The 24,712-nt window shown below is 35.0% G+C and carries 27 protein-coding genes; 19 read left to right on the forward strand and 8 right to left on the reverse strand.

Annotated features, from left to right (window positions below):
- Window positions 1-55: 55 nt before the first annotated feature.
- The 5 genes from HNR32_RS03025 (at window position 56) to HNR32_RS03045 (ending at window position 4,144) form a co-directional block, all read left to right on the forward strand.
- Window positions 56-1,030, forward strand: a complete 975-nt coding sequence (locus HNR32_RS03025; RefSeq protein WP_183859545.1) for a biotin--[acetyl-CoA-carboxylase] ligase — start codon at window positions 56-58, stop codon at window positions 1,028-1,030.
- Between the two features lie 26 nt (window positions 1,031-1,056).
- On the forward strand, window positions 1,057-1,830 hold the full coding sequence (locus tag HNR32_RS03030) for a type III pantothenate kinase (RefSeq protein WP_183859547.1): 774 nt from the start codon (window positions 1,057-1,059) through the stop codon (window positions 1,828-1,830).
- A gap of 17 nt (window positions 1,831-1,847) precedes the next feature.
- Complete coding sequence (gene dusB, locus HNR32_RS03035) at window positions 1,848-2,801, forward strand: tRNA dihydrouridine synthase DusB (RefSeq protein WP_183859549.1); 954 nt, start codon at window positions 1,848-1,850, stop codon at window positions 2,799-2,801.
- Between the two features lie 88 nt (window positions 2,802-2,889).
- Window positions 2,890-3,249 carry a hypothetical protein gene (locus tag HNR32_RS03040; protein ID WP_183859551.1) on the forward strand — a complete coding sequence of 120 codons (360 nt, stop codon included), beginning with the start codon at window positions 2,890-2,892 and terminating at the stop codon, window positions 3,247-3,249.
- A 73-nt stretch (window positions 3,250-3,322) separates the two neighbouring features.
- Window positions 3,323-4,144: a polysaccharide deacetylase family protein gene (locus tag HNR32_RS03045; RefSeq protein ID WP_231038074.1), complete on the forward strand. Its 822-nt coding sequence runs from the start codon at window positions 3,323-3,325 to the stop codon at window positions 4,142-4,144.
- Here the strand turns inward: HNR32_RS03045 and HNR32_RS03050 are convergent, their stop codons facing one another.
- On the reverse strand, window positions 4,145-4,636 hold the full coding sequence (locus HNR32_RS03050; RefSeq protein ID WP_183859553.1) for a hypothetical protein: 492 nt from the start codon (window positions 4,634-4,636) through the stop codon (window positions 4,145-4,147).
- A gap of 36 nt (window positions 4,637-4,672) precedes the next feature.
- Here HNR32_RS03050 and HNR32_RS03055 point away from each other — a divergent pair, with 36 nt between their 5' ends.
- The 5 genes from HNR32_RS03055 to speB all read left to right on the forward strand — a co-directional run bounded on the left by HNR32_RS03055 (window position 4,673) and on the right by speB (window position 10,171).
- Window positions 4,673-5,695, forward strand: coding sequence for a glycosyl hydrolase family 18 protein (locus HNR32_RS03055; RefSeq protein WP_183859555.1), 1,023 nt, complete (start codon window positions 4,673-4,675; stop codon window positions 5,693-5,695).
- A gap of 472 nt (window positions 5,696-6,167) precedes the next feature.
- Window positions 6,168-6,959, forward strand: coding sequence for an adenosylmethionine decarboxylase (gene speD, locus HNR32_RS03060; protein ID WP_183859557.1), 792 nt, complete (start codon window positions 6,168-6,170; stop codon window positions 6,957-6,959).
- A gap of 26 nt (window positions 6,960-6,985) precedes the next feature.
- Window positions 6,986-8,437, forward strand: a complete 1,452-nt coding sequence (locus HNR32_RS03065) for an aminotransferase class I/II-fold pyridoxal phosphate-dependent enzyme (RefSeq protein WP_183859559.1) — start codon at window positions 6,986-6,988, stop codon at window positions 8,435-8,437.
- A 35-nt stretch (window positions 8,438-8,472) separates the two neighbouring features.
- Complete coding sequence (speE, locus tag HNR32_RS03070) at window positions 8,473-9,324, forward strand: polyamine aminopropyltransferase (RefSeq protein WP_183859561.1); 852 nt, start codon at window positions 8,473-8,475, stop codon at window positions 9,322-9,324.
- Window positions 9,311-10,171 carry an agmatinase gene (speB, locus tag HNR32_RS03075; RefSeq protein WP_311636354.1) on the forward strand — a complete coding sequence of 287 codons (861 nt, stop codon included), beginning with the start codon at window positions 9,311-9,313 and terminating at the stop codon, window positions 10,169-10,171. The genes speE and speB overlap by 14 nt, the downstream gene beginning before the upstream one ends.
- Before the next feature lie 105 nt (window positions 10,172-10,276).
- Here the strand turns inward: speB and HNR32_RS03080 are convergent, their stop codons facing one another.
- From HNR32_RS03080 to HNR32_RS03100, 5 genes are all read right to left on the reverse strand, one after another.
- The gene (locus tag HNR32_RS03080; protein ID WP_183859566.1) at window positions 10,277-10,720 is read right to left on the reverse strand and encodes a PTS sugar transporter subunit IIA; all 444 of its coding nucleotides are present in this window, start codon (window positions 10,718-10,720) and stop codon (window positions 10,277-10,279) included.
- A gap of 14 nt (window positions 10,721-10,734) precedes the next feature.
- Window positions 10,735-12,117 carry a PTS fructose transporter subunit IIC gene (locus tag HNR32_RS03085; RefSeq protein ID WP_183859568.1) on the reverse strand — a complete coding sequence of 461 codons (1,383 nt, stop codon included), beginning with the start codon at window positions 12,115-12,117 and terminating at the stop codon, window positions 10,735-10,737.
- Complete coding sequence (gene pfkB, locus HNR32_RS03090) at window positions 12,114-13,043, reverse strand: 1-phosphofructokinase (RefSeq protein WP_183859570.1); 930 nt, start codon at window positions 13,041-13,043, stop codon at window positions 12,114-12,116. The genes HNR32_RS03085 and pfkB (HNR32_RS03090) overlap by 4 nt, the downstream gene beginning before the upstream one ends.
- Window positions 13,044-13,059: 16 nt before the next feature.
- Window positions 13,060-13,917: a tagatose bisphosphate family class II aldolase gene (locus HNR32_RS03095; protein WP_183859572.1), complete on the reverse strand. Its 858-nt coding sequence runs from the start codon at window positions 13,915-13,917 to the stop codon at window positions 13,060-13,062.
- A 120-nt stretch (window positions 13,918-14,037) separates the two neighbouring features.
- Window positions 14,038-14,793 (reverse strand): MurR/RpiR family transcriptional regulator, encoded by a 756-nt coding sequence (locus HNR32_RS03100; RefSeq protein ID WP_183859574.1) that lies wholly within the window; start codon window positions 14,791-14,793, stop codon window positions 14,038-14,040.
- Between the two features lie 250 nt (window positions 14,794-15,043).
- Between HNR32_RS03100 and HNR32_RS03105 the strand changes: the two genes are divergently transcribed.
- The 9 genes from HNR32_RS03105 to HNR32_RS14430 all read left to right on the forward strand — a co-directional run bounded on the left by HNR32_RS03105 (window position 15,044) and on the right by HNR32_RS14430 (window position 23,126).
- Window positions 15,044-16,099, forward strand: coding sequence for a galactitol-1-phosphate 5-dehydrogenase (locus tag HNR32_RS03105; RefSeq protein ID WP_183859576.1), 1,056 nt, complete (start codon window positions 15,044-15,046; stop codon window positions 16,097-16,099).
- A gap of 138 nt (window positions 16,100-16,237) precedes the next feature.
- The gene (locus tag HNR32_RS03110) at window positions 16,238-18,172 is read left to right on the forward strand and encodes a BglG family transcription antiterminator (RefSeq protein WP_183859578.1); all 1,935 of its coding nucleotides are present in this window, start codon (window positions 16,238-16,240) and stop codon (window positions 18,170-18,172) included.
- 5 nt (window positions 18,173-18,177) lie between these two features.
- Complete coding sequence (locus tag HNR32_RS03115; RefSeq protein ID WP_183859580.1) at window positions 18,178-18,642, forward strand: PTS sugar transporter subunit IIA; 465 nt, start codon at window positions 18,178-18,180, stop codon at window positions 18,640-18,642.
- A 44-nt stretch (window positions 18,643-18,686) separates the two neighbouring features.
- Complete coding sequence (gene gatB / locus HNR32_RS03120) at window positions 18,687-18,965, forward strand: PTS galactitol transporter subunit IIB (protein ID WP_183859582.1); 279 nt, start codon at window positions 18,687-18,689, stop codon at window positions 18,963-18,965.
- A 24-nt stretch (window positions 18,966-18,989) separates the two neighbouring features.
- Window positions 18,990-20,378, forward strand: coding sequence for a PTS galactitol transporter subunit IIC (locus tag HNR32_RS03125; RefSeq protein WP_183859584.1), 1,389 nt, complete (start codon window positions 18,990-18,992; stop codon window positions 20,376-20,378).
- A 68-nt stretch (window positions 20,379-20,446) separates the two neighbouring features.
- Window positions 20,447-21,304, forward strand: a complete 858-nt coding sequence (locus tag HNR32_RS03130; RefSeq protein WP_183859586.1) for a tagatose bisphosphate family class II aldolase — start codon at window positions 20,447-20,449, stop codon at window positions 21,302-21,304.
- A 17-nt stretch (window positions 21,305-21,321) separates the two neighbouring features.
- Window positions 21,322-22,248, forward strand: coding sequence for a 1-phosphofructokinase (gene pfkB / locus HNR32_RS03135; RefSeq protein WP_183859589.1), 927 nt, complete (start codon window positions 21,322-21,324; stop codon window positions 22,246-22,248).
- A gap of 177 nt (window positions 22,249-22,425) precedes the next feature.
- Window positions 22,426-22,875, forward strand: coding sequence for a flavodoxin family protein (locus HNR32_RS03140; protein WP_183859591.1), 450 nt, complete (start codon window positions 22,426-22,428; stop codon window positions 22,873-22,875).
- Complete coding sequence (locus HNR32_RS14430) at window positions 22,875-23,126, forward strand: diguanylate cyclase domain-containing protein (RefSeq protein ID WP_375782629.1); 252 nt, start codon at window positions 22,875-22,877, stop codon at window positions 23,124-23,126. The genes HNR32_RS03140 and HNR32_RS14430 overlap by 1 nt, the downstream gene beginning before the upstream one ends.
- Before the next feature lie 85 nt (window positions 23,127-23,211).
- On the opposite strand, the gene HNR32_RS03150 is transcribed toward HNR32_RS14430, so the two are convergent.
- Complete coding sequence (locus HNR32_RS03150) at window positions 23,212-23,631, reverse strand: hypothetical protein (RefSeq protein WP_183859593.1); 420 nt, start codon at window positions 23,629-23,631, stop codon at window positions 23,212-23,214.
- 367 nt (window positions 23,632-23,998) lie between these two features.
- Window positions 23,999-24,712 (reverse strand): RNA-guided endonuclease TnpB family protein (locus HNR32_RS03155; protein WP_183859595.1); only part of this gene is annotated, 714 nt, incomplete at its 5' end.

Here is a 24,712-nt window from a genome sequence, read left to right on the forward strand (position 1 = left end):
AAAGGATATAAATCTAAACAGTAAGTAAATAAATAAATAAAAAGAAGGTCATTTTGTGCGTTCAGAGATTTTGACTATATTGCATAAGGCAAAAGGCGGATATGTATCAGGCGCTGATTTAGCAGAAAAATTAGCAGTATCAAGAACTGCTATTTGGAAACATATTTGTGCATTAAAGGATGAAGGATATCAAATAGAAAGCAAATCAAGGAGCGGTTATAGAATTGTGGATTCACCAGATTTACTCAATCCCGGTGAAATTAAAGCTAAAATTAAAACAGAAATTTTAGGACAAAAAATTATATATTATAAAGAAATAGGCTCTACTAATAATGAAGCTAAGTTACAGGCAGCTAAGGGCGCTAGGGAAGGCACTATTGTAGTCAGTGAACAGCAAGGTACAGGACGTGGCCGTTTGTCGCGCGGCTGGTATTCTCCTGCGCAAAAAGGCATTTGGTTTTCATTGATTTTGCGGCCGGGATTTTTACCGCAGGAAGCACCTAAATGTACTTTAATGGCAGCGGTTGCTATTGCTAAAGCAATTTTTACTATTACAGGTATTGAGGTAGGCATAAAATGGCCCAATGATATTTTGTATAATGGGAAAAAATTAGTTGGTGTTTTAACTGAGATGAATGCTGAAATGGACAGAATAAATTATATAGTCATAGGCATGGGAATAAATGTAAATGTTTCTAATAAAGAGATGCCTGAGGAAATAAAAGATATTGCCACCTCATTGTCAGAGATAAAAGGCGAAACAGTATCACGTATTGATTTGCTGACGCAGGTGCTGGCGGAATTAGAAAATCTATATTTATTGATAAAAGAACAGGGGTTTGCACCAATTCTTAAATTATGGAAACAGTATTCGGTAACATTGGGGCAGGATATAAAGGTTATTGGTGTGAATGAAACTTTTTACGGTAAGGCTGTGGATATTGATGATTTTGGAGCATTATTGGTTGATACCGGTGAGAAGATTGAACGCGTATTAGCTGGTGATGTTTCTATTCGCAAAGCTAAATAATAAAAACGTTGGAGGATTATAGATAAATGTTATTAGTATTTGATATTGGCAATAGTAATATTGTGTTGGGTACTTATGAGGGAAAACGGCTGGTTAAGCATTGGCGTATTTCTACCGACAGACAAAAAACAGGTGATGAATATGGCATGCTTATAAATGAACTGTTTCGTTTCCAGGGGATTTCCATGTCGGATATTACGGCAATTATTATTTCTTCGGTAGTTCCGCCATTGGTTGTTCCCTTGGTAAGAATGTGTCAGCGGTATTTTAAGATTAAACCGCTGGTAGTTGGAGCAGGGATTAAAACAGGCATAAAATTAAAATACGAAAATCCGCGTGATATTGGGGCCGATAGGATAGTTAATGTTATTGGGGCTTATGAACAGTACGGCGGACCGCTTATTGTCATAGATATCGGAACGGCAACAACTTTTGATGTGGTCAATGAAAAAGGCGATTTTCTTGGTGGCGCAATTGCTCCGGGAATTGGTATTTCTACCGAAGCTTTGTTTCAGCGTGCGGCAAAATTGCCAAGAATTGAATTGGTAACGCCGAAAAATGTAATCTGTCATAATACAATATCAGGTATTCAGGCCGGTATTATTTTAGGGGCTGTGGGGCAAATTGACGGCATTGTGCACCGCATGAAAAAAGAAATGAATAATATGGATATGAAGGTTGTAGCTACGGGAGGACTGGCTAATATGATAGCTAGAGAATCAGAAACAATAGATACAACGGATCATTTTTTGACACTTACAGGCTTGCGTGTATTGTACGAACGTAATAAAAAAGATTAAAATATAGGTTGGGTTTTATGTTTATTGGTAATTTAAAGATAGAAAATCCGGTTTTTTTGGCGCCGATGGCCGGTGTAACAGATATAGCATATAGAATTGTAGCCAGACGTATGGGCTGCGGACTCGTTTATGCTGAAATGGTCAGTGATAAAGGCATACATTTCCGCAATGAGCATACCTTACGGATGTTGGAGACAGAAAAAAATGAACGTCCTTTGGTGATGCAGCTGTTTGGTGAAACACCGGAAAGTCTTAGTGAAGCAGCTAAATATGTTGAGAGCTTGGGATGTGCCGATATTATTGATATAAATATGGGGTGTCCTGCTCCCAAAATTGTAAAAAATCATGAGGGTTCAGCGTTAATGCTTGATCCCAAGAGAGCTTTTGCCATAATGTCAGCGGTAAAAAAGGCTGTAAATATTCCGGTTACGGTAAAGATGCGCAAAGGCTGGGACAATGAGCATATTAATGTTGTTGAGATGGCTAAATTGGCACAGGAAGCCGGCATGGATGCTATCGCTGTACATGGCAGAACCAGGGAACAGTTTTACAGCGGTCGAGCTGACTGGGATATAATAGCCGTCGTAAAACAGGCTGTAAATATTCCAGTTATCGGCAACGGAGATGTTAGGACCTGCAACGATTTACAAAAAATATTTGACCAGACTAATTGTGATGCTGTAATGATTGGTCGGGCAGCTCAGGGAAATCCGTGGATTTTCCGTGAGTTTGTACATTTTTTACGGACTGGTGAAAAAATGGCGGAACCAACAATGCAGGAGCGTAAGGAGATTATATTAGAGCATCTTGATATGCTGCTGGAGAAAAAAGGCAGTTATATCGGCCCGAGAGAAATGCGCAAACATGCTACATGGTATACGCGGGGTATTACTGGTGGGGCGGAATTGCGTCGTCTGTTTAATTTAGCCGAAAAACGTGACGATTTTGTAGAAATTTTGTCACAAATGTAATATAGCTATATGTTATCCTTATGTAAAAGCGTATAATATGGTAAAATATATATAATACGAATTATTGATTTACAACGGGGAGAAAAGTATGATTTGTTATAAATGCAGTAAAGAAATAGGCGATAATAAGCATTGTCCATATTGCGGACATGATAATACTATAGCAGTAATGAGTGATCGGGAAAAAAACAGCTATGTTGGTGTTACTATTGAAGATGGCAATAATCGCCATTATCGCAGCAGAGGGAAAACTGGCAATGGACGCTATAAAAAATATGGTTCATTATTGTGGCAGCTGACCCGCAGCAATAATTTGCTGTCGCGAATATTATTGACATTAGGAATAGCAGCAGTAATAGCTTTTGTCATATTTGTGGCACTGCCATTTTTATCAATAGCGGTTATATCTATTCTGGTAATTTGGGCAGTATTTAAGTTATTGCATTAAATAATATAGTATAATAAAAAGCGGCATAATATGCCGCTTTTTATTATAAAGAGAAATTAAATGAGGTGGAGCAATGATTTATTTATTTTTAGCATTAATAATCCTAATGCTACTAGGCGGTTTTTTTTGTTATAAAAAAATGAATTTATATATACCAGTTTTAATGTATCATCGTATTGCCACGGTAGAGAATGACCGCAATAGTCTTCCTATAGAAAAATTTGCATGGCAGCTGGAATATTTGCAGAAAAATAATTTTAATACTATAAGTTTGAAAATGTTGTATGATTTTTATACAAAAGGCATAAAACTGCCGAAAAACCCTATAGTATTGACATTTGATGATGGCTACAAGGATAATTTTATTAGTGCATTGCCCCTGCTTAAAAAATATAATATGACAGCCGTAGTTTTTCCGATTGCTAATTGGATAGGTAAGCCGAATAAATGGGAAAATTTTGGCAAAGAATTAACTACGACAATGAATTGGCAGGACTTAAAAAGCTGGCAGGAAAATGGACAGGAAATTGCATCCCATACTGTGGAACATCCTTTTTTAAATAATTGTTCTCGCCAGGAATTATTGGCAGAATTGTCTAATAGCAAAAAAATACTGCAGGAAAAATTGCAGACGAGTATGGATTTTCTCTGCTATCCGTATGGGAAATTTGATGCGGATACAGTAGCTATTGCTAAACAAAGCGGCTATAAGGCAGCCTTTGCTATTTTTGAGAACGTTAATCTGGGCAAAGTGAATATTTTTGCGCTGCCGCGTATTCCTATTCCTTCCCACCAATCTGAGTGGGAATTCAAGCTTAAAACAAGTAAATTGTTTTTATTATTTGTGGCTATGCGTAAATGGGAACGTGATTTAAAAAAATGGCGCAAAAAATAATTACTGTTCGTCTTTTTTCTGGAATATTTTTCCTTCAATAACAAAAGTTTCCTTTTTTAGTATTTCAATAATGCTTTCTACGGGGATATTTTGTTGATTGATCCACCATAGAACGTTTTCCTGAGCGCAAAAACGATTGATAGTACGCTGGCGATAATGATTGAAAGTAACTTCTTCCTGCGGGCTGGAAAAGCCATGTTTGCGAATTAGCTTATCAAACATATCATCAAGTGCGGATAATTTATCGTGACGGATTTTTTCGGCACGCTGTAATAATGCGGCATCGTCATCTTTAAGGACAGGGCAGTGTTGCATTATAATGGTCATGCGTGCATCTTTAGCAGTTTTTAAATTATTGATGTATGCCTGTCGACATTGCGGACAGGCACGGTTTTTATATTTTTTTATGATGGCGGCACGAGCGTTAAGATCATCTGGTAAGTTTACTGTTATGATATGGCCGCATTTTAGAGTAATATTCGTATTTACCATAGAAAAAGACTCCTTAAAAATGGAATGGGTGTATATATGAAAAAAATAATGATTTTGGCAATGATTTTTTGCATGCTGACAATAACAGCATGCGCACAAAAAAGAACGGGGGAAAAAGTAAATTTGGTATGGCAGCCAACATTTACCAATGAGGATAATTTAGCAACCCAGCCGAAATTGGTTGGGGTAAATGTAGTTTCACCCTGTTGGCTGACGATAAAAAGCAAGGATGGAATGATTCAGGAAAGTATAGACAAGGATTATATAGAAGAATGCCAAGGTAAGGGCTATAAGGTATGGCCTTTAATTACTAATAATTTTGATCGTGAGCTGACACATGCTTTTTTGCATAATGAAGCTGCCCGTAAATATATTATAGAACAACTTATATTATATGCGCAAAAAAATAAATTTGACGGCTATAATTTTGATTTTGAAAATATTTATGCCCAAGATAAGGATGCTTTAACATCTTTTATAAAAGAATTGTCAGATGCGCTGCATAAAGAAAAACTGACGTTATCAATGGATGTTACAGTACCGTCTAATGATGCTAATTGGTCAAAAGGCTATAATCGTGGTGAATTAGCTAAATATCTCGATTATATTGTCCTCATGGCTTATGATGAACATGGCCGTTTGTCAAAAAAAAGCGGTTCGGTGGCATCAATTGGCTGGGTGGAGCAGGGAATAAAAAATACGTTGGCAGAAGGTGTACCTAATAATAAATTAGTATTAGGCGTTCCCCTATATATGCGTATTTGGTCAGAACATAATAATATTGTTGAAGCAAAAACATTGAGTATGCCAAAGGCTCAGCAAATATTGCAGGAAAAATATATCAAGCCGCAATGGCAGGAGCAAGATGGACAATTTTATTTTGAATATCGTGATATGGATTTAATAAAAAAGCGGGTATGGCAGGAAGATGCCGCTTCGCTAAAATTAAAAGCAGATTTGATTAATAAATATAATTTAGCAGGGATTGCCAGCTGGCGCAAGGGATTTGAAACACCTGATATATGGAAAACCTTGGATTCAGTAGTAAATAAGCGTTAATAAGAAGTATATTACATTAAAAAGGTAATTAATTACTAATAAAAACAATTAGTATAAATTCTTGCATTTATTGTAGATTTCTTTTATAATAAAGCTAATTGAGAAATTAAAATGTATCATAAAGAGTCCAGTGTTAGCAGAAATTGTTTTCGGCTTTATTATAAAGCAAAACACAATGGACAGTGATGAACATCATCACTTTATTGATTGTTGATTTATTGATGGTTAATATTAAGGCATTAATAAATAAAACCTAGATTTAAAAATTTAATCAAGGTTCATTTTATAAGAGAATTTTGCGCATATGCGTGTTACTTGTGAAATGGTCAATATGAGTATTAAAAGTAATTTTCTGCTATATAGACTCTGGCTTATATAAGGATATCAATGACGATATTTCTAAAACTCAGGTAAACGGATGCAGTGCGCGCAGTTTATCTGAGTTTTATTTTGTAGAAAAGAGGTCGTTGTATTGAAGGAAAAGTTAAAATTATACGGCTTTAACAATCTTACCAAGGCACTTAGTTTTAATATTTATGATGTGTGCTATGCTAAGACGCCCCGTGAACAGCGAGATTACGTAAAATATATTGGTGAGCAGTACAATTCAGAACGCTTGACAAAGATATTGACGAATGTTACGGAAATGATTGATGCCAAAGTTTTGCATATTGCTAAACAGGATTATGACCCGCAGGGTGCCAGTGTAACCATGCTCATTGCCAATAAGAATATGTCAAAGGAAGCTTATGTTGATACGGAAGATGAAATGGTCAATGGCAGTACGTTTGTGGCACATTTGGACAAAAGCCATGTAACAGTGCATACTTATCCGGAATACCATCCTGACAATTGTATTGCGACATTTCGTGTTGATATAGATGTATCTACCTGCGGGGAAATTACACCGCTTAATACGCTAAATTACCTGATTGGTAATTTTGATTCCGATATAATTACTATGGATTACCGGGTGCGGGGCTTTACTCGTGATGTCAGCGGCAAGAAATTGTTTATGGATCATGCTTTGACATCAATTCAGGATTTTATTGATCCAAAGACATTGGAAGATTATGATGCTATTGATATAAATATATACCAGGCTAATCTTTTTCATACAAAAATGCTCATTAAAGAATGTGATCTAAGTAATTATCTGTTTAATACGGATATTTATGAAATACCACCCAAGACACGTTTGTCAATAATGAATAGTCTAAGACGTGAAATGATAGAGATTTTTAGTGGTACAAATGTATTTTAAAAAAATCAAGGGGGAATACTAAAACATTGAAACAGCCTACACAAGAAAATGCACCTATTTTGGAAGCCTTGGAACGATTAAAGCAAATGCGTATTGTTCCCTTTGATGTACCAGGACATAAACGCGGTCGCGGCAATAAAGTATTGACAGATTTTTTAGGCGAAAAATGTATGTCGGTTGATGTAAATTCGATGAAACCACTGGATAATCTTTGCCATCCGGTATCAGTGATAAAAGATGCGGAAAATCTGGCAGCTGAAGCCTTCGGTGCAGCTCACGCTTTTTTCATGGTTGGCGGTACAACTTCATCGGTACAGGCTATGGTGTTTACCGCCTGTAAACGCGGTGATAAGATAATTTTGCCGCGCAATGTACATCGCAGTGTTATAAATGCGATGATTTTATGCGGGGCTGTACCTGTATATATAAACCCGCAGATGGATAAAATGCTGGGCATCCCATTAGGCATGAGTATCAACGATGTAAAAAAAGCTATACGGGAAAATCCGGATGCCAAGGCAGTACTGGTAAATAACCCGACTTATTATGGGATATGTTCCAATATTAAAGAAATAGTTAAACTGGCACATGCTAATAATATGCTGTTGTTAGCTGATGAAGCGCATGGCACGCATTTCTATTTTAGCGATCGTCTGCCGATAGCAGCAATGCATGCCGGTGCTGATATGGCAGCTGTGAGTCTGCATAAATCAGGTGGTTCGTTGACGCAAAGCTCGATGTTGTTCATAAGTGATAAAATATCTGAAGGTTATGCTAGGCAGATAATAAATCTTACCCAGACTACCAGTGGGTCATATCTGCTGATGTCCAGCCTTGATGTATCCAGGCGTAATCTGGCATTGAACGGCAAAAAAATAATCGATGATGTAATAAATATGGTGGAATATGCCCGTGGCGAAATCAATAATATTGGCGATTATTATGCCTATTCCCGTGAAAAAGTAAATAATGACTCCATATATGATTTTGATATAACTAAGCTGTCTGTCTATACGCGCTCAATTGGACTGGCCGGAATTGAAGTCTATGATATTTTGCGTGATGAATACGATATTCAGACTGAGTTTGGTGATTTAGCCAATTTACTGGCTTATGTTTCCGTGGGTGACAGACCACGCGATATTGAACGGCTTGTCAGTGCCTTGGCAGAAATACGTCGTATTTATAAAAAAGATTCTAGCGGTATGCTCGAGGCCGAATACATAAGCCCTAAGGTTATGCTGCCCCCTCAGGAAGCTTTTTATACCAATAAAGAAGACGCTGTTTTGCTGGATAAAGCAGTGGGACGTGTCTGCACAGAATTTGTTATGTGCTATCCGCCGGGAATACCAATTCTGGCACCAGGAGAGCTGGTAACAGAAGAAATATTAGAATATATACATTATGCCAAGGATAAGGGCTGTCAAATGACGGGGCCGGAGGATATGGATTTGCAGTATCTTAATGTTATGGGATAATGTTTTTAGTTGAAAAATGAGATGAGGCGACATAGATGGAATTATGGTTTACTGAAAAGCATACGCCGCATGTAAACTTTTCTATAAAAGTAGATAAGCAGCTTTATTCTGGTCAAAGTGAATTTCAGCGAATTGATGTATTTGAATCGCGTGAATTTGGGCGTATTTTGGCATTAGATGGTTATTTAATGCTGACTGAAAAAGACGAATTTATTTATCATGAAATGATTACGCATGTGCCAATGGCAGTAATACCTGATGCTAAAAAAATATTGATAATTGGCGGCGGTGATGGTGGTACAGCCAGAGAAATACTTCGTTATAAATCCGTTGAATCAATAGATTTGGTAGATATTGATGAGGAAGTGGCAGAGGTTTGTAAAAAATATATACCGCAGACAGCAGACAGCCTTAATGATCCGCGGGTAAATTGTTATTTTGAAGATGGATTAAAATATATACGTCATCATGAAAATGAATATGATTTAATAATTGTTGATTCCACTGATCCGTTTGGCCCAGGTGAAGGATTATTTACCAAGGAATTTTACGGTAACTGTTTTAAGGCCTTAAAAGAAACAGGTATAATGGTAAATCAGCATGAAAGCCCGTTTTATCCGGCAGATGCTTATGCAATGCAAAGAGCGCATAAACGTATTTTTGATTCGTTCCCAATAAGCCGTATCTATCAGGCGCATATTCCAACTTATCCTTCCGGTCATTGGTTATTTGGTTTTGCATCTAAAATACATCACCCGATACTTGGTGCCAATTGGAAAAAATGGAAAGCACTTAATATAAAAACGCGTTATTATAATCCTAAATTGCATGTTGGTTCATTTGCCCTACCTAATTATGTGGAGGAAATTGTCCGTGAAGTTGAATAGAAATATTGAAACCTTTTTGGGCTGTGAAAAAGAATACGCCGAATCAGATATAGTAATATTTGGGGCGCCGTTCGATTCAACGGCTTCATATCGTCCGGGAACAAGATTTGCCGCTAAAACAATGCGCGGTGAATCATATAACATGGAAACATATAGTCCGTATCTTGATAAAGATTTGGAAGATGACACAGCTGTTTTTGATGGCGGCGAATTAGAATTATCGTTGGGCAATACACAAAAAACACTTGATACAATATATAATTTTACAAAAGACATTTTATCTGATAATAAACTGCCATTTATGATTGGTGGGGAGCATCTTGTTACGTTGGGGAGTTTTAAGGCTGTTGCTGAAAAATATCCCGATGTGCATATAATTCATTTTGATGCGCATGCCGATTTGCGTGCTGAATTTTTGGGAACACCGTTGTCCCATGCAACTGTGCTGCATCGCTGCTATGATATTGTCGGCAATGACCGTATTTATCAGTTTGGCATTAGAAGCGGTGAAAAAGCCGAGATGATTTGGGGTAAAGATAAAGTATTTACCCATAAATTCGACTTTGAGGGATTAGACGAAGTAATCGCGAAATTAGCCGATAAGCCAATATATTTTACCGTGGACCTTGATGTGCTTGATCCGGCAGTATTTCCGGGTACAGGTACACCGGAGGCCGGCGGTGTATCCTTTAATGAACTGCGTATTGCTATGCAGAAAGTTGCCAAGCTTAATATTGTAGGTACTGATATGGTGGAACTAAGTCCGCCATGCGACTTAAGTGGCATGTCAACGACAGTAGCATTGAAATTAATGCGGGAATATCTGCTTTCATTATCAAATAAATAAGTTATATAAAAATTTTAAATAAAAAAAGCCTTCTGTTGTAGGATGAAAATTACAATAGGAGGCTTTTTTCTGCATTGAAATAGAATACTTAAGTAATTAAAGGATTTAAATTTCAGTTAAATATGTCAGAAGTTCTTCTGCGCTTTGAGAATTAATCAGCTGATTGCGAAAAACAGGATTAATTAATTTTCGTGATAATTTGGCTAATATTTGTAAGTGCATATCATTAGCATCGTTTGGAACCGCTATCATAAAAATAATTTTAACTGGAGTGTTATCAGCACTTTCAAAATCAACACCTGCTGGCGAAACAGCAATAGCAACAGCAGCCTGATTAACAGCATCACTTTTAGCATGTGGTATAGCAATACCAAAACCAATTCCAGTGGTTGATTCTAATTCGCGCTTTAAAATAGCTGTTTTATATTGTTCTTTGTCATTTAGTATGTTGTTATTATTTAACAGATCGACAATTTCATTAATGGCTGAAGTTTTATTGTGTGCCTGTAAATTAAGTGTAATATTATTAGCAGTAAATATTTGATTCATTTATAGACCTCCTATTATAAGGGTTTTCTTCTGGTTAAGCCATAGATAATGGCACCGACAATTGAGCCTGTCAAAATACAGGCAACCCATGTAAGTGGTTTGTCCACTAGAGCCAATATTAAAAATCCACCATGCGGTGCGGGGACCTGCACTTTCATCATATATGTAAGTACTGCAGAAATTGAGGATGAAAGCATTAGTATTGGTAATACTTTTAATGGGGATTTTGCCGCGAAGGGAATAGCACCTTCGGTAATATGGGTACAGCCTAAAATGTAATTTACAAAACCAGCAGCACGTTCATCTTTAGTGAATTTATTAGGGAAGATAGTAGCAGCTATAGCTATTACTAAAGGAGGAGTTATACAGGCAGCAGAAACACCAGCCATAAAATAAAAATTACCTTCACCAAGTAATAATGTACCTGTAACGTAAGCAGCCTTATTTACTGGACCACCCATATCAAATGCACTCATGCAGCCAATAACAATACCTAAAAAGATTGGATTGGAATTTTGTAAATTTGCTAAAAAATCCATCATAAATTTATTTATAGCAGATACAGGACTTCCCAAAAGAGTCATAATTATTCCGATTACAGCAACTGTAACTAAGGGAATAAGAAAGATAGATTTTAAGCCTTCAAATTGTTTGGGCAGGCCAGACAGTATTTTTACCATCCATTTGGCAAAATAGCCGGCCATAAATCCGCCTAGTATTCCTCCGATAAAGCCAGATCCAGTCGATAAAGCGATAGTTCCGGCAACAAAGCCGGCAACAAGCCCCGGTCGATTAGCAATCGAGTTAGCAATATATGCAGTTAAAATGGGAACCATTAAACCCATAGAGGCACCACCGACAGCTTTAAACATTGCGGCGGTAGCATTATATTGTTCAGAATTAGGGTCAAAGGAATAAATCCCCCATAAAAAAGAAATTGCAACTAATACTCCACCCGCGACAACAAAGGGAATCATATTGGATACGCCGGCCATAAGATGCTTATAAATTTCGTGACCAATCGATGGTTTTCCATTAAAATTATCATCTGATATTTCAAGAAAGCCTTTTTCTTGTCCACCGCGAATGGGAACAGTACCGGAAATAGCCTTTTTTATTAAGGCATCAGCTTTAGAGATACCATCAGCAACAGGTACTTCAATGACAGGTTTACCGTTGAATCTGTCCATATCAACATTTTTATCACAGGCAACTATTATACAGTCAGCTTCAGCAATATCTTTGGCTGTGAGTTCATTTTCAACACCAACAGCACCATTGGTTTCTACTTTGATTTGTGCATTATTAGCGGCGGCAGCCTGCTGTAATGCCTCAGCAGCCATAAAAGTATGGGCGATGCCTGTAGGACAGCCTGTAACACCTAATAATTTATTCATATTGTTATAAGTCCTTTCTTTATAACGTTAATATTTTTACTATAGATTGCCACTTTATCTAAAGTTCCGATAGCATTGCTTTCGGCGACATTAGCCCCTGTAGCGGCAGACTTTTTTAAAGCATTTTCTATATTTTTACCATATAAAAATTCACTTAGGAAAGCAGCTAGAGCTGAATCTCCAGCACAAGCTGAGCTGAGCAGTTTTATTTTTTGTGTACTTGAAAAATAAACAGTAGTACCATCTGTAAAATAAGCACCTTTTTCGCCGAGAGTAAGCAGTATGTTTTGGGCGCCAGCTTGTACTAATTTGTTCAAAACTATGATTGCCGTTTCATCAGAAGTTATATCATAATTAAAGATTGTTTTTATTTCGTCATCATTAGGTTTTATTAAAAATGGTTTGTATTTTAGCAAATCCTTTAATTTAGGGGAACTTATATCTAAAATTAATTTTATGTTTTTTTGGCTGCATATGTTAGCAATTTTGTCGTAAAAATTTTCCTCGATGCCTAGGGGCAGGCTGCCACTAATTGATAAATATTCACAGTCTGTAAGATTTTGTAAATTTTGCAATAATTTTTTTTGCTTGTTCTGGGAAACAAAAGCGCCTTTATTGACAAATTTATATTCGTCTGCACCATCATTTAAAAATATATTAATTCTTGTTATATCATCAACCCAGACAGGGGAGACCAATATATTAGATTTTTTTAATTCATCTATAATATATTTTCCGCTGAATCCCCCAAAAAAACCCATGACGACCGAATCACGATTAAAATGTTTTAATACTAGTGATACATTTACACCCTTGCCATTAGGGGTATAAACTGGATCCCATGTTCGATTTACAAAATTTTTTTTTATATTTTTACCAGTGATATTAAAATCAATAGCAGGATTCATGGTTAATGTATAAATCATTTGTTAACTCCCTGCGTTAGTATCTGTTTGCGCTTTTACAAACATTAATTTTGTGTTCAACGATTTTCTGCATGGCTTCTTTTCCGGGCGTCATATATTTACGAGGATCACTGGCAGTTGGATTGTTTTGGAAAAAGTCCTTAACAGCAGCAGAAAATGGTATTTTCAAGTCAGTAGCTATATTAACTTTGGTAATGCCTAATTCAATTGTTTTTTGTACCATATCATCTGGCACATCGGAAGCACCATGTAATACTAGCGGAATATCAATTTGTTTTCGCAGTGCTTGTAAACGGTCGAAATCTAAGTGAGGCTTTCCTTTATATAATCCATGGGCAGTGCCGATGGCGACTGCTAACGAATCAATATTGGTCTGTTTAATAAATTCAACGGCATCATCTGGATCGGTATATATGGCATCAGTATCAGCAACTTCGATATCATCTTCTTTACCGACCAGCTTACCTAGCTCGGCTTCCACCGTGACATCATATTTATGAGCATATGCCACGACTGTTTTTACTTTGGCAATATTTTCTTCGAAAGGTAATTTTGATGCATCGATCATACAGGAGCTAAAGCCAGTATCAATATCTTTCTCAATAACAGAAGGGTCTTCATGATGATCTAAATGCAGAGCAATGGGGATATTGTTTTGCTGCGCAGCTGCTTGGGCCATAGCGACTAAATAGGCTGGATCGGCATAGGCAACAGTTGAAGGTGTTGCTGCAATGATAAGTGGGGAATGCATTTTTGCAGCGGTATTTACAACTACCTGTAGTGTTTCCATATTGTGAATATTAAAAGCAGGAACAGCATAGCGGTTTTTTTGTGCTTCGAGCAGCATTTGTTTTGTGGATAATAGTTTATTCATTTTATGATTCCTCCTAAGAATTTAATTATTCTCTTCGGAATATATAATGACATAAAATAAAAAGAAAATCTTTTCTAAAATTACTGAAAAGATTTTCAAATAGATAAATTATATAATTTTTTAAAGGCATGACTTTTGTTCAACCAAGTAATCGATGATTATGCGTGAAAGGATAAAAAGTGGAATTCTTGAAGTAACTTCAAATTCTTTAATAGCAATTTTACTGCTTTTGTAAGCAATTAAATAATAGGTAGCGTATTTTAATAAAATACTTCTATCAGAACAGCAGCAGACAATTAATTTGGCATTTATATTATCTATATATTTGGCAGCAGTAACTAATTCTTTAGTCTGACCATTAAATGAGAAAATTATAAATAAGTTGTTTTTGTCAGCATTTTTAGCAATTTGTTCGATTATTTTAGGATCATCAGTGTGAGTTACATTGTAATCGAGTAATTCCAATTTAAAACAAAATTCTTCGGCAACCATTGCCGTGGGACCACGGGAAAATACATATATTTTAGTGTTTTTATATTCAATAATTGTATTTATAATATCCAATAAATTTTTTATGGAAATACGTTCAATTGTTTGGGCAGCTTCAATAAGAGATTTGTTCATAATCTCATTAACACTGACGATATTTTTATTTTCATTGGGGCGCATTAAACGATAGCGTAATTCATTGAAACCATTTATGCCGCATTTTCTAATGGCGCGTGATACTGTGGCTGGTGAAGTAAAAGTATTAAATGCTATATCAACAATTGACATATTACTAAGCTCGGTATCATGTTCATTGATATAATTGATAACTTTTTTTTCAGTAGCAGTTAGCTGATCTAAAATATATTGCTCGGGTTTTATAATCACTAGAATATCGCTCCTATATATAAATATATTGCCGGTATTTTATGAATTTTATGATGAGACTTAAAGACAATATAGCTATTCTATCATGTTTTTCTATTTAATGAAATTTATAAAACAATATAAAGATAGAAAAGTAGAGAAATCTGCTATTAAAAATTTCCGCAGTATAAGGAAATCCTTGAACTATGGTGGAAAGAGGCTTTTTGCTATACTTGAATTGTAAAAATTATCTGATAAAAGAGGTAAAAAAATGGAAGATATGAAAGCACTGGTAGTAGAAGGGGAAAAAAATTTAAATTATAAAAATGTTCCCATTCCTGTAATCAAGGATAATGAAGTATTAGTAAAAGTACATGCATGTGGAATTTGTGGTTCAGATATACCAAGGGCAAAGGACGGTGGAGTGCATTCTTATCCAATTATTATTGGGCATGAATTTTCTGGTGAAATTGTAAAGGTGGGAACAACCATAAAAAATATTGCAGTTGGACAGCGAGTGACAGCCGCACCATTGATTCCTTGTGGTCATTGTGAAAATTGTGCTACTGGCAGACCAGCAATGTGTACCCAATATTCATTTATTGGTTCTCGTCAGGGAGGGGCAATGGCCCAGTATGTTGCAGTTCCAGCAGAAAATATTGTTCCAATTGCCGATAATATTACTTATGAACAAGCTGCTTGTATAGAACCATTAACAGTGGCAATCCATGGAATAGAGCGGGTTGGGCAGCTTAAAAGCGGCAGTACGGCTATTGTTTATGGGGCGGGAACAATAGGCCTGCTTACAATGCAGTGCTTATTAGCAAAAGGACTGGAACATGTATATATTATTGACATTGATCAGGCCAAGCTTGATTTGGCAAAAAAATTAGGTGCATATGAAGCATTAAATTCAAGTAAAATAGATGTACTGCAATATTTTTCTGAAATAGGAAAAGTTGACTATGCATTTGAAACTGCCGGAGTAAATATATTACAGGCACAAATGCCCGAATTAGTAAAAAAGACAGGGAATATTGTGTATATAGGAACGGCACCAAGGGATGTTGTATTTCCAGCAAAAACATTTGAATTAATATTGCGGGGGGAATTAAATATTACAGGTTCATGGATGAGTTATTCAGCTCCTTTCCCTGGTTCAGAATGGATTGGTGCTGTAGAATACCTTCAATCTGGCAAAGTGAAGGTTGACGAACTTATTACTCATACACTACCATTATCAGCAGGTTATAAAGCATTTGAAATATTGTTAAATAAAGAGGAAAAAGCAATTAAAGTCATGTATGTTATGGGCAAAGATAATTAAAGACAAACTATACTGTTAATTTATTTAGGAAATTGTTTATGCATCTGTAGAATTTTTCCTCGGTTATAGGAAATTAATAATCTATGTAAGAAAAATGAACTTTGTTATACTGATTTTATAGCAGGAAGGAGGATATGGATGTTAAGCAACAGGCAGGAAAAAATTGTTAAATTACTGCAAAAACATAAGAATGGATTAACAGGAGAAGAGCTTTCTAAATATATAGGTGTATCATCACGTACGATTCGAACAGACATAAAAAATGTAATACTTATTTTAGAAAGACATGGTGCTGAAATAAGTTCAGGAACACGTTTTGGTTATATTCTGGAGATAAAGAATCAAGCAAGATTTTTGGATTTTTTACAGGAAACAGCGGCATCCCATATAGATTCCTTGGATGATCGAATTAACTATATTATAAAACGAATTATTGACAATGCGTTAAAAAACAAATTTTTTACCCAGCAGGATTTAGCTGATGAGCTTTATATTAGTTTATCTACATTAAAAATAACATTAAAAGAAGTTGCAAAAAAATTAGAAAAATATGAATTGGAACTTGTAACATATAAAAATAATGGTATGAAGATTTCCGGTAATGAAATGAAAATACGTTATTTTATATCTGAGTATTTTTCTGAGATAAAAGAATATTCACAAAATACTACGGCTGAATTACATGACAAAATATTTAAAGGTATTGATCTTAAATTAGTACAGCAAATAATTTTTCGGGTAATTAATGCATTTGAATTTCATTTAACAGATATAGCAGTACAAAACTTGTTAATACATATAGCAATAGCAATGAAGCGTACTGGTCAGGAAAATTATATTACTTATCCGCTAAGCCAGTCAAAAATTATGGAAAAAACAACTGAATTTGAGATAGCATCATCAATATTTGAGGAAATTTATCGTGAAACTAATGTGGATGTAGCAACAAGTGAAATATATTATTTAACACAGCATCTTATGGTTAGCAAAAAATATATGGACGTCGATGATTCAGCTATAGAACGAATGAATAATACAGTTAAAAAAATTATCGCCATAATTAATGAAAAAGTAAATATTGATTTTTCGCAGGATAAGACATTACTGCAATGGTTATCATTGCATCTCAAAACAGCAATTCCTCGTATGAAATTTAAAATGAATATACGAAATGATGTACTGGATGTAATAAAATCAGAATATCCATTAGCTTTTCAAATAGCTGTGATAGCTAGTGAATTTTTAGAAGAAAATGAAAATGTAGTTATTAATGAAAATGAGATAGGGTATATAGCAATTCATTTTGGTGCAGCATTGAATAGGCTGGATATAAAAAATGATGCCTGTATAAAGAGAATTTTGATTGTTTGTGCCAGTGGGATGGGAACAACAGTGCTTATTAAAAGCAGAATGGAAGAATATTTTGAAAAGCGTATTGTTATTGTCGGTACAGTGCCAGGTTATCAGCTTACAGCTGATATGCTGGATGATATTGATATTGTAGTTACTACTGTTCCGATAAATCATATAAACTCAGATAAGATAATTCAAATTAAGAATTTACTGAACAATGAAGAAATACATTGCTTAGAAAAACGATTTTTTATTACTGATAATAGTATAAGCACTGAAATTGAAACATTTTTTCGTAAAGACTGTTTTTATAATGATATGGGATTTCAAACTAAAGAGGAAATAATTGAATTTTTAACTGAAGAATTAAAACAAAAAAATCTTATGAATGATTTAACAAAACAATCGGTATTTGAACGGGAAAAAACCTCAGCTACAGAAATAGGTAATTTAGTTGCAATACCTCATCCAATTTATAGTGATTCAGAGATATCGTCAATTGCGGTGCTTCTTTTGAAAGAAACAATTATATGGGATGAACAGCCGGTTCAACTTGTTTTTTTAATAAATATAGCCAAAGTACAGTTTAAACTTTGGGAACCTATATTCCTGAAATTATTTAATTATCTTGTAAAAAATAATGGAGTGAAGGAGATACTTCATGAAGCATCCTATGAATCATTTGTAAAAAATCTTAAGAAACAGTTCGACAAGGAGTGACAACAATGGATTTAAATAGTTTATTAAATAAAAAACTTATTTTTTTTGAGGCAAAGCCAAAAAATGATGTTGAGGCCATAAAAATTTTAGGGGATAAATTTATAGAAGAAAAATATATTAAGCCAGAGTACACAAAGACTGTTGTAGAACGGGAAAAAAACTTTCCCACAGGGATTGTACTAGAATCATTAGGTGTAGCGATTCCACATGCATCTCCTGAAAATAATGTACTAAAAGATGGAATTGCTGTTTTGAGTCTTAAAGAACCGATTATTTTTCATACGATGGAAGATGCGGATAATGAAGTAGCAGTATCAATTGTTTTTATGCTGGCATTAAAAGAAAATAATGAACATTTATCGATGCTGCAAAAACTTTTTAAGATTTTTCAAAATAATGAGCTTATAAAAAAATTAGCAATAGTAAGTAGTGCAGAAGAGTTTCACAAATATATTACTGAGGCGATATAAAAGAATTTAGTTTATTAATATCTTAAGAAAGAGGGAGATTTATTATGAAAAAAATTATTGTAGCCTGCGGAGGAGCTGTTGCAACATCTACAGTTGCAGCAACAGCAATTAAAGAACTTTGCCAAAAAAATAATATTCCAGTAGAAATATTGCAGATTCGCATGACTGAAATTGAAGGGAATTTAGAGGGGGTTGACCTTATAGTTACAACTATGCGTATAAAAAAAGATTTTGGCAAGCCGTACGTAAATGGAATGCCATTTTTAAGCGGCTTAAATGTGGAGAAAACAGAGCAGGCAATTCTTTCAGTTTTACAGGGATAAAATATAAAATAGGAGGAAGTTTTTATGGATATTATATTAGCTTGTGTACAATATTTTGTTGATCTTGGTGCAGCGGTTATGCTGCCGATTGTTATATTTATTGTAGCTTTAGCATTAGGACAATCTATAGGAAAAGCATTAAAATCAGGTATATCTATTGGTATTGGTTTTATTGGTATTGGTCTTGTAATCGGGCTTATGCTTAATAATTTGGCGCCGGCTGCCAAAGCAATGTCAGCTAATTTTGGTATATCTATGAATATAATTGATATCGGCTGGCCGGGTTCAGCACCAATGACTTGGGCAAGTAATATAGCACTGGTAGCTATTCCAGTAGCAATTATAGTAAATATTGTTATGTTGACCTTGCGAATGACACGAGTAGTTAATATTGATATTTGGAACATTTGGCATTTTGCATTTACCGGAGCAATAATAAATATTGCTACAGGAAGCTATATTCTCGGTATTGTCGGGGTAGCATTGCATGCAGCGTATGCTTATAAAATTGGTGATTGGTTTGCACCAGTAACTGAAAAATACTTTGGACTTGAAGGCATTGCTATGCCGCATGGTACAACAGGATGGTTTGCACCTATTTCAGTTCCTATTAATTGGATTCTTGATCGTATACCAGTTATTCGTAATATTGACATCAATTTAGAACATTTCCAAAAATTTGGAGCAGTTGGTGATCCATCCATAATGGGCGGAATAATGGGGATAATAATAGGGATATTAGCTGGCTATGATTTGCGTGGTATTCTTACACTTGGCATTCAAATGGCAGCAGTTATTATTCTTATGCCACAGGTTGTAAAACATATTATGGCTGGTCTTATGCCTGTATCAGAAAAAGCAAAAAGCGCACTGCAGAAACATTTTAAAAATTCCACATTTTATATAGGCTTGGATTGTGCTTTATTGTTAGGTGATCCAGCTGTAGTAGCGGCATCATTATTATTTATTCCAGTTACAATTTTTATTGCAGCTATAGTACCGGGCAATCAGATATTACCGTTTGGGGATTTGCCGACAATAGGGTTCTTTATTGCAATGGCGGTAGGTGTTCATAATGGCAATCTGTTCAGAACACTTATAACAGGCTCTGTTGTAATGTTTATGACCCTTTTTATTGCCAATCAAATGATTGGTTTGCAAACAACATTAGCAGCAAATGCCGGACAATTAAAAGCAGGTATATCACAAGTAGGCTCATTAGATCAAGGTGGCAGCCCAGTTACTTATATATTAACGCAAATTATGCATAATACCAATATGATGGGGTTACTCATTGTTGGCGGTATATATATATTCTGTGTGATTTGTACATGGATTTGGCATAAAAAACAAGTTGCTGAATTAAATTCTGAAAAAAATACTGAAAGCGATACAACAGTATCTGCTCACTAATTTTTAATACAATATAAGGCAATAATATAAGTAATATGTTGTTGCCTTATGACTATGGAGGTTAAAAAATGCATACAATTTTATCAACAAGGGAAATGCTTTTAACTGCGCAAAAAAATAATTATGCAGTTCCAGCATTTAATATTCATAATATGGAAACAATGCAGGTAGTGGTGGATGTTGCCAGAAAACTTCGGTCTCCTTTAATTATTGCGGCAACACCGTCTACAGTTGAATATGCCGATAGAGATTATATAGTGGCGATGGCACAGGCAGCAGCTAGACAAACTGATATTCCTTTGGCTATTCATCTGGATCATCATGAAGAAATTAATGATATTGAAAGGTCAATAGATGCTGGCTTTAGGTCAGTCATGATAGATGCGTCAAAAAAACCGTTTGAGGAAAATATTGAAATAGTAAAAGAAATAGTTGCATATGCCCATAAATATGATACAACTGTTGAAGCTGAATTAGGCAAGCTTGTCGGACAGGAAGATGATCTTATTGTTGATGAAAATGACAGTGCATATACAGATCCGGAAGCAGCAGTAGAATTTGTAGAAAAAACCGGGATTGATTCTTTGGCTGTTGCTATTGGAACGGCACATGGTCTTTATAAGGGAACTCCTAAGCTTGATTTTGACAGGTTACAGCAGATTCGGTCTGAAATAGATATTCCATTAGTACTGCACGGTGCATCTGATGTTCCTGACGAATTTGTAAAGAGAACAATTTCACTGGGAATTTGCAAGGTTAATGTTGCTACTGATTTAAAAATACCATTTTCTGATGCTGTAAAAAGTTATTTTTTGGAAAATCCTGATGCGAATGATCCACGTAAATATATGACACCAGGAAAATTAGCCATGGAAAAAATAGTTGAACATAAGATTAAAGTTTGCGGCAGTGAAAATCGTTATTAAATCAAAGGAGAATATTGATGATACTTGTTGTTAATCTAAATCCGTCATTAGATAAAATTTATAACGTTGATACATTAGAATATGGTCAGGTAATGCGTACAAATAAAGTACAGAATACCGCTGGCGGAAAAGGTACTCATGTAGCGAATGTTATCAGTATTCTTGGCGGAAAGTGCATTGTAACGGGTTTTTTAGGGGGACATATTGGAGCATTTATTAGGGGAAAATTGGAGAAACAACAAATTATCAATAAATGCATACATATTGAAGGAGAAACACGTTCTTGCCTGAATATTGCCACTATAGATGGAAAACAAACAGAAATATTAGAACCAGGTCCAATAATAAAACTGGAAGAACGAAATGCCTTTATTCAGCAATACAAAGAATTATTAAAAGAAGTTTCTTTAGTAGTGGCATCGGGTAGTTTACCGCAGAATCTCGGCAGCGATTTTTATCAATTACTTATAGAGCTGGCAAATGATGCTGGTAAAAGATTTTTATTGGATACGAGTGGAGAAGCATTTGAAAAATCACTTTTAGCAAGGCCGTTTTTTATTAAGCCAAATAAAGATGAAATTGAAAGTTTTACTGGCAGAAAAATTGAAACTATAGAAGATGTGGTAGGCGAATTAAAAACTTTCATAAAAAAAGGTATTATGATGCCAACAATATCACTAGGTAAAAAAGGTGCAGTTATTGCATATAATGATAAATTTTACCATGTTCAGCCGCCAGTGTTGGAAGCTGTTAATGCAGTAGGTTCCGGCGATGCATATGTTGCAGGATTGGCAATAGGATTAGATAAAAATTTGTCAATAGAAGAAATTATTTCATTGGCAGCAGCTTGTGGAACAGCTAATGTACTTGAAGCGGAAAGTGGATTTGTCGATATAAATAAAGTTGATAATATTAGTAAAAATATAAATATAGAGCTTTTATAAAAAAGCGCAAAAAAATGGCAGAATTAACACTGCCATTTTTTGTATGTCATGAATACTATCACTATAGTGCATTAAGGGGAGTTATTTATAGGAACAGTTGATTAGTAGATATTTTTCAACAAAACAGATAGGGAAATTTATAGGAAAAGCGAATAATATAGTAAAGGAGGCGTAACAATGAGCATTTTATTTATAAGTGGAAGTCCTAATAAAAATGGTACTACTGTCAAATTAGCTGAGACTATGTTGTCAGGGAAAGCTTTTACAACACTTTATTTAGTGGATTATAAGATTTATTCCTATGGTCAGGATTATTCTGATGATCAGTTTATGGAAATTATAGAGGCCATGAAAAAAGCTGATGTTATCGTAATTGGTTCCCCGTTTTACTGGCATAATATGTGCGGGGCAGTGAGAAATTTATTGGATCGCTCCTATGGAGAACTTTCGCGGGGAGTTTTTGATGGTAAAAAGTTGTGTTTTGTTTTTCAAGGAGCGTCACCAAAACAGGAGCAGCTTGAAGCTGGAAGCTATACGATGAGCAGATATGCATCGATGTATGGCATGGAATATCTGGGTATGGTTACGAGTAAAGAACAGGCTCAGCAATTGTCAGTAAAATTATAATAGTTGTATTTAAAGAGCAAAAAAATCTTGATAAAATAGCCCAGCGCATAATTAGTAATATTGGAAAAGCATATAGGATAAGAAAAAATACAATAAATGTTAGTGTTAGCATGGGAATAGCTATGTATCCTTATCATGGGAAGGATGCAATGAAATTAATGAAAAAAGCAGATATTTCAATGTATAATGCTAAAAATACTGGAAAGAATAGATACGTATATTATAGTGATAAAACTTCAACTTTTGCGTAAGCAGTACAAATAATGTAATCATAGCATATTTAAAGGCATCACTGAAAAGTGATGCCTTTAAATATATATTGACTAGAAAGAATATTCATAGTGAATGGATTAAATTGTTTACAAATTTTTCATAGCAGTTCAGTTCTAGACGGCTGAATTGTTTTTTTGCCGGCTGAGGGAAATCACAGGATAAATTATTATAATACAGTGTTAATTTATTAACGGTCATTTTATTGTCGGGCGCTAAAAGTGTACTCTGATAATTAATGGAAGAAATTGTATCAAGTTTTATAATTTGAAATTTGATATCGTTATTCTGATGACATTCAACGCGGATAATTTTACTAGCTGTTTTTATAACGCTTATTTCTGGCTGGTTGTTTTCGGTATCCATGTCTGCTTCTGTATAACTCATTTGAATGTCGCTTAAATCGAATTTAAACGGCAACAAAATATTATCTTTATATATGTTTAAACGTGCCATTAAATTGGGCCCAATGATTTTGATGTCCATTATAGATGCTCCTTTTTATTTGTTAATAGTAAAAAAATACTTCTTAAATATTATTATACTATAGATAATAAAGAAGTCCTACTTTTATTTATAAGTAGAGGACATAAGTTTTAAATGACAGGGATAATCTAAGATTATAGTGATATTAAAATTTTATCATTATTAAGTAAAATACATATTATGGCGGGTAATATGCCTAATTATAACTGATGATTTCAATATTATTTTTTTGCAAAAAGTCATTGATACTGAACCTCCCACGACTAAAGTCGCGGGGTTCCTGCTTCACAGATAGTTGCGCAAAAGTCACGTCTTACATTATCTCCACAGGCTATCCCCGTAGTTCCTACGGTTCTTATATATGTTATTACACTGCTGTGTTTAAAATTCTTAATCCTTCATTGCGAATGTTTATGGCGGCATTTATATCTCTGTCGTGATGTGCTTTGCATTCAGGACATTCCCATTGTCTTATAGTAAGGTCTTTAACTTCTTTGTTTTGATAACCACAATTATGACAAATCTGACTTGATGGATAGAATTTATCTATTTGCATTATTTCTTTGCCATACCACTGAGCTTTATATTTTAGCTGGCGAGTAAATTCTGACCAACTGGCATCTATAATGCTTTGGGCAAGTTTGTGGTTTTTCAGCATGTTATTTACTTGTAAATCTTCTAAGCAGATAACATCATAGTTTTCTATAAGTTTGAGCGAGAGTTTATGCAGCATATCTTTTCGCTGATTTGCAATACGTGCCTGTAGGCGCGCCACTTTGATTCTTGCTTTATTTTTGTTTGCGCTGCCCTTTGTTTTTCGGGACAAGCGTCTTTGCAGTTTGACAAGTTTTTCCAGTGACTGTTTGAGGTATTTATGATGGGGATATTTGTCGCCATCGGATGTAATTGCAAATTCTTTTAAGCCAAGGTCAATACCGACATAGTTGTCAGTTCGCTTAAAAACAGGTTTTTCTACTTCGGTGCAGCATAGAGATACAAAGTATTTACCATCAGGCGTTTGTGAGATTACAGCGTTTAATATTCTGCCCTGTGGTATTTGTTTGTCTCTTATTTTTACTTT

It is taken from the genome of Pectinatus brassicae (assembly GCF_014201835.1).
In the GTDB taxonomy this organism is placed as follows: domain Bacteria; phylum Bacillota; class Negativicutes; order Selenomonadales; family Selenomonadaceae; genus Pectinatus; species Pectinatus brassicae.

Bases quoted from the DNA above. Each gene is read 5' to 3' on its own strand.
- HNR32_RS03030 (WP_183859547.1), top strand. From the start codon at position 1,057: ATGTTATTAGTATTTGATATTGGCAATAGTAATATTGTGTTGGGTACT.
- dusB (WP_183859549.1), top strand. From the start codon at position 1,848: ATGTTTATTGGTAATTTAAAGATAGAAAATCCGGTTTTTTTGGCGCCG.
- HNR32_RS03040 (WP_183859551.1), top strand. From the start codon at position 2,890: ATGATTTGTTATAAATGCAGTAAAGAAATAGGCGATAATAAGCATTGT.
- HNR32_RS03045 (WP_231038074.1), top strand. From the start codon at position 3,323: ATGATTTATTTATTTTTAGCATTAATAATCCTAATGCTACTAGGCGGT.
- HNR32_RS03050 (WP_183859553.1), bottom strand. From the start codon at position 4,636: ATGGTAAATACGAATATTACTCTAAAATGCGGCCATATCATAACAGTA.
- HNR32_RS03055 (WP_183859555.1), top strand. From the start codon at position 4,673: ATGAAAAAAATAATGATTTTGGCAATGATTTTTTGCATGCTGACAATA.
- speE (WP_183859561.1), top strand. From the start codon at position 8,473: ATGGAATTATGGTTTACTGAAAAGCATACGCCGCATGTAAACTTTTCT.
- HNR32_RS03080 (WP_183859566.1), bottom strand. From the start codon at position 10,720: ATGAATCAAATATTTACTGCTAATAATATTACACTTAATTTACAGGCA.
- HNR32_RS03085 (WP_183859568.1), bottom strand. From the start codon at position 12,117: ATGAATAAATTATTAGGTGTTACAGGCTGTCCTACAGGCATCGCCCAT.
- pfkB (WP_183859570.1), bottom strand. From the start codon at position 13,043: ATGATTTATACATTAACCATGAATCCTGCTATTGATTTTAATATCACT.
- HNR32_RS03095 (WP_183859572.1), bottom strand. From the start codon at position 13,917: ATGAATAAACTATTATCCACAAAACAAATGCTGCTCGAAGCACAAAAA.
- HNR32_RS03105 (WP_183859576.1), top strand. From the start codon at position 15,044: ATGGAAGATATGAAAGCACTGGTAGTAGAAGGGGAAAAAAATTTAAAT.
- HNR32_RS03110 (WP_183859578.1), top strand. From the start codon at position 16,238: ATGTTAAGCAACAGGCAGGAAAAAATTGTTAAATTACTGCAAAAACAT.
- HNR32_RS03115 (WP_183859580.1), top strand. From the start codon at position 18,178: ATGGATTTAAATAGTTTATTAAATAAAAAACTTATTTTTTTTGAGGCA.
- gatB (WP_183859582.1), top strand. From the start codon at position 18,687: ATGAAAAAAATTATTGTAGCCTGCGGAGGAGCTGTTGCAACATCTACA.
- HNR32_RS03125 (WP_183859584.1), top strand. From the start codon at position 18,990: ATGGATATTATATTAGCTTGTGTACAATATTTTGTTGATCTTGGTGCA.
- HNR32_RS03130 (WP_183859586.1), top strand. From the start codon at position 20,447: ATGCATACAATTTTATCAACAAGGGAAATGCTTTTAACTGCGCAAAAA.
- pfkB (WP_183859589.1), top strand. From the start codon at position 21,322: ATGATACTTGTTGTTAATCTAAATCCGTCATTAGATAAAATTTATAAC.
- HNR32_RS03140 (WP_183859591.1), top strand. From the start codon at position 22,426: ATGAGCATTTTATTTATAAGTGGAAGTCCTAATAAAAATGGTACTACT.
- HNR32_RS03150 (WP_183859593.1), bottom strand. From the start codon at position 23,631: ATGGACATCAAAATCATTGGGCCCAATTTAATGGCACGTTTAAACATA.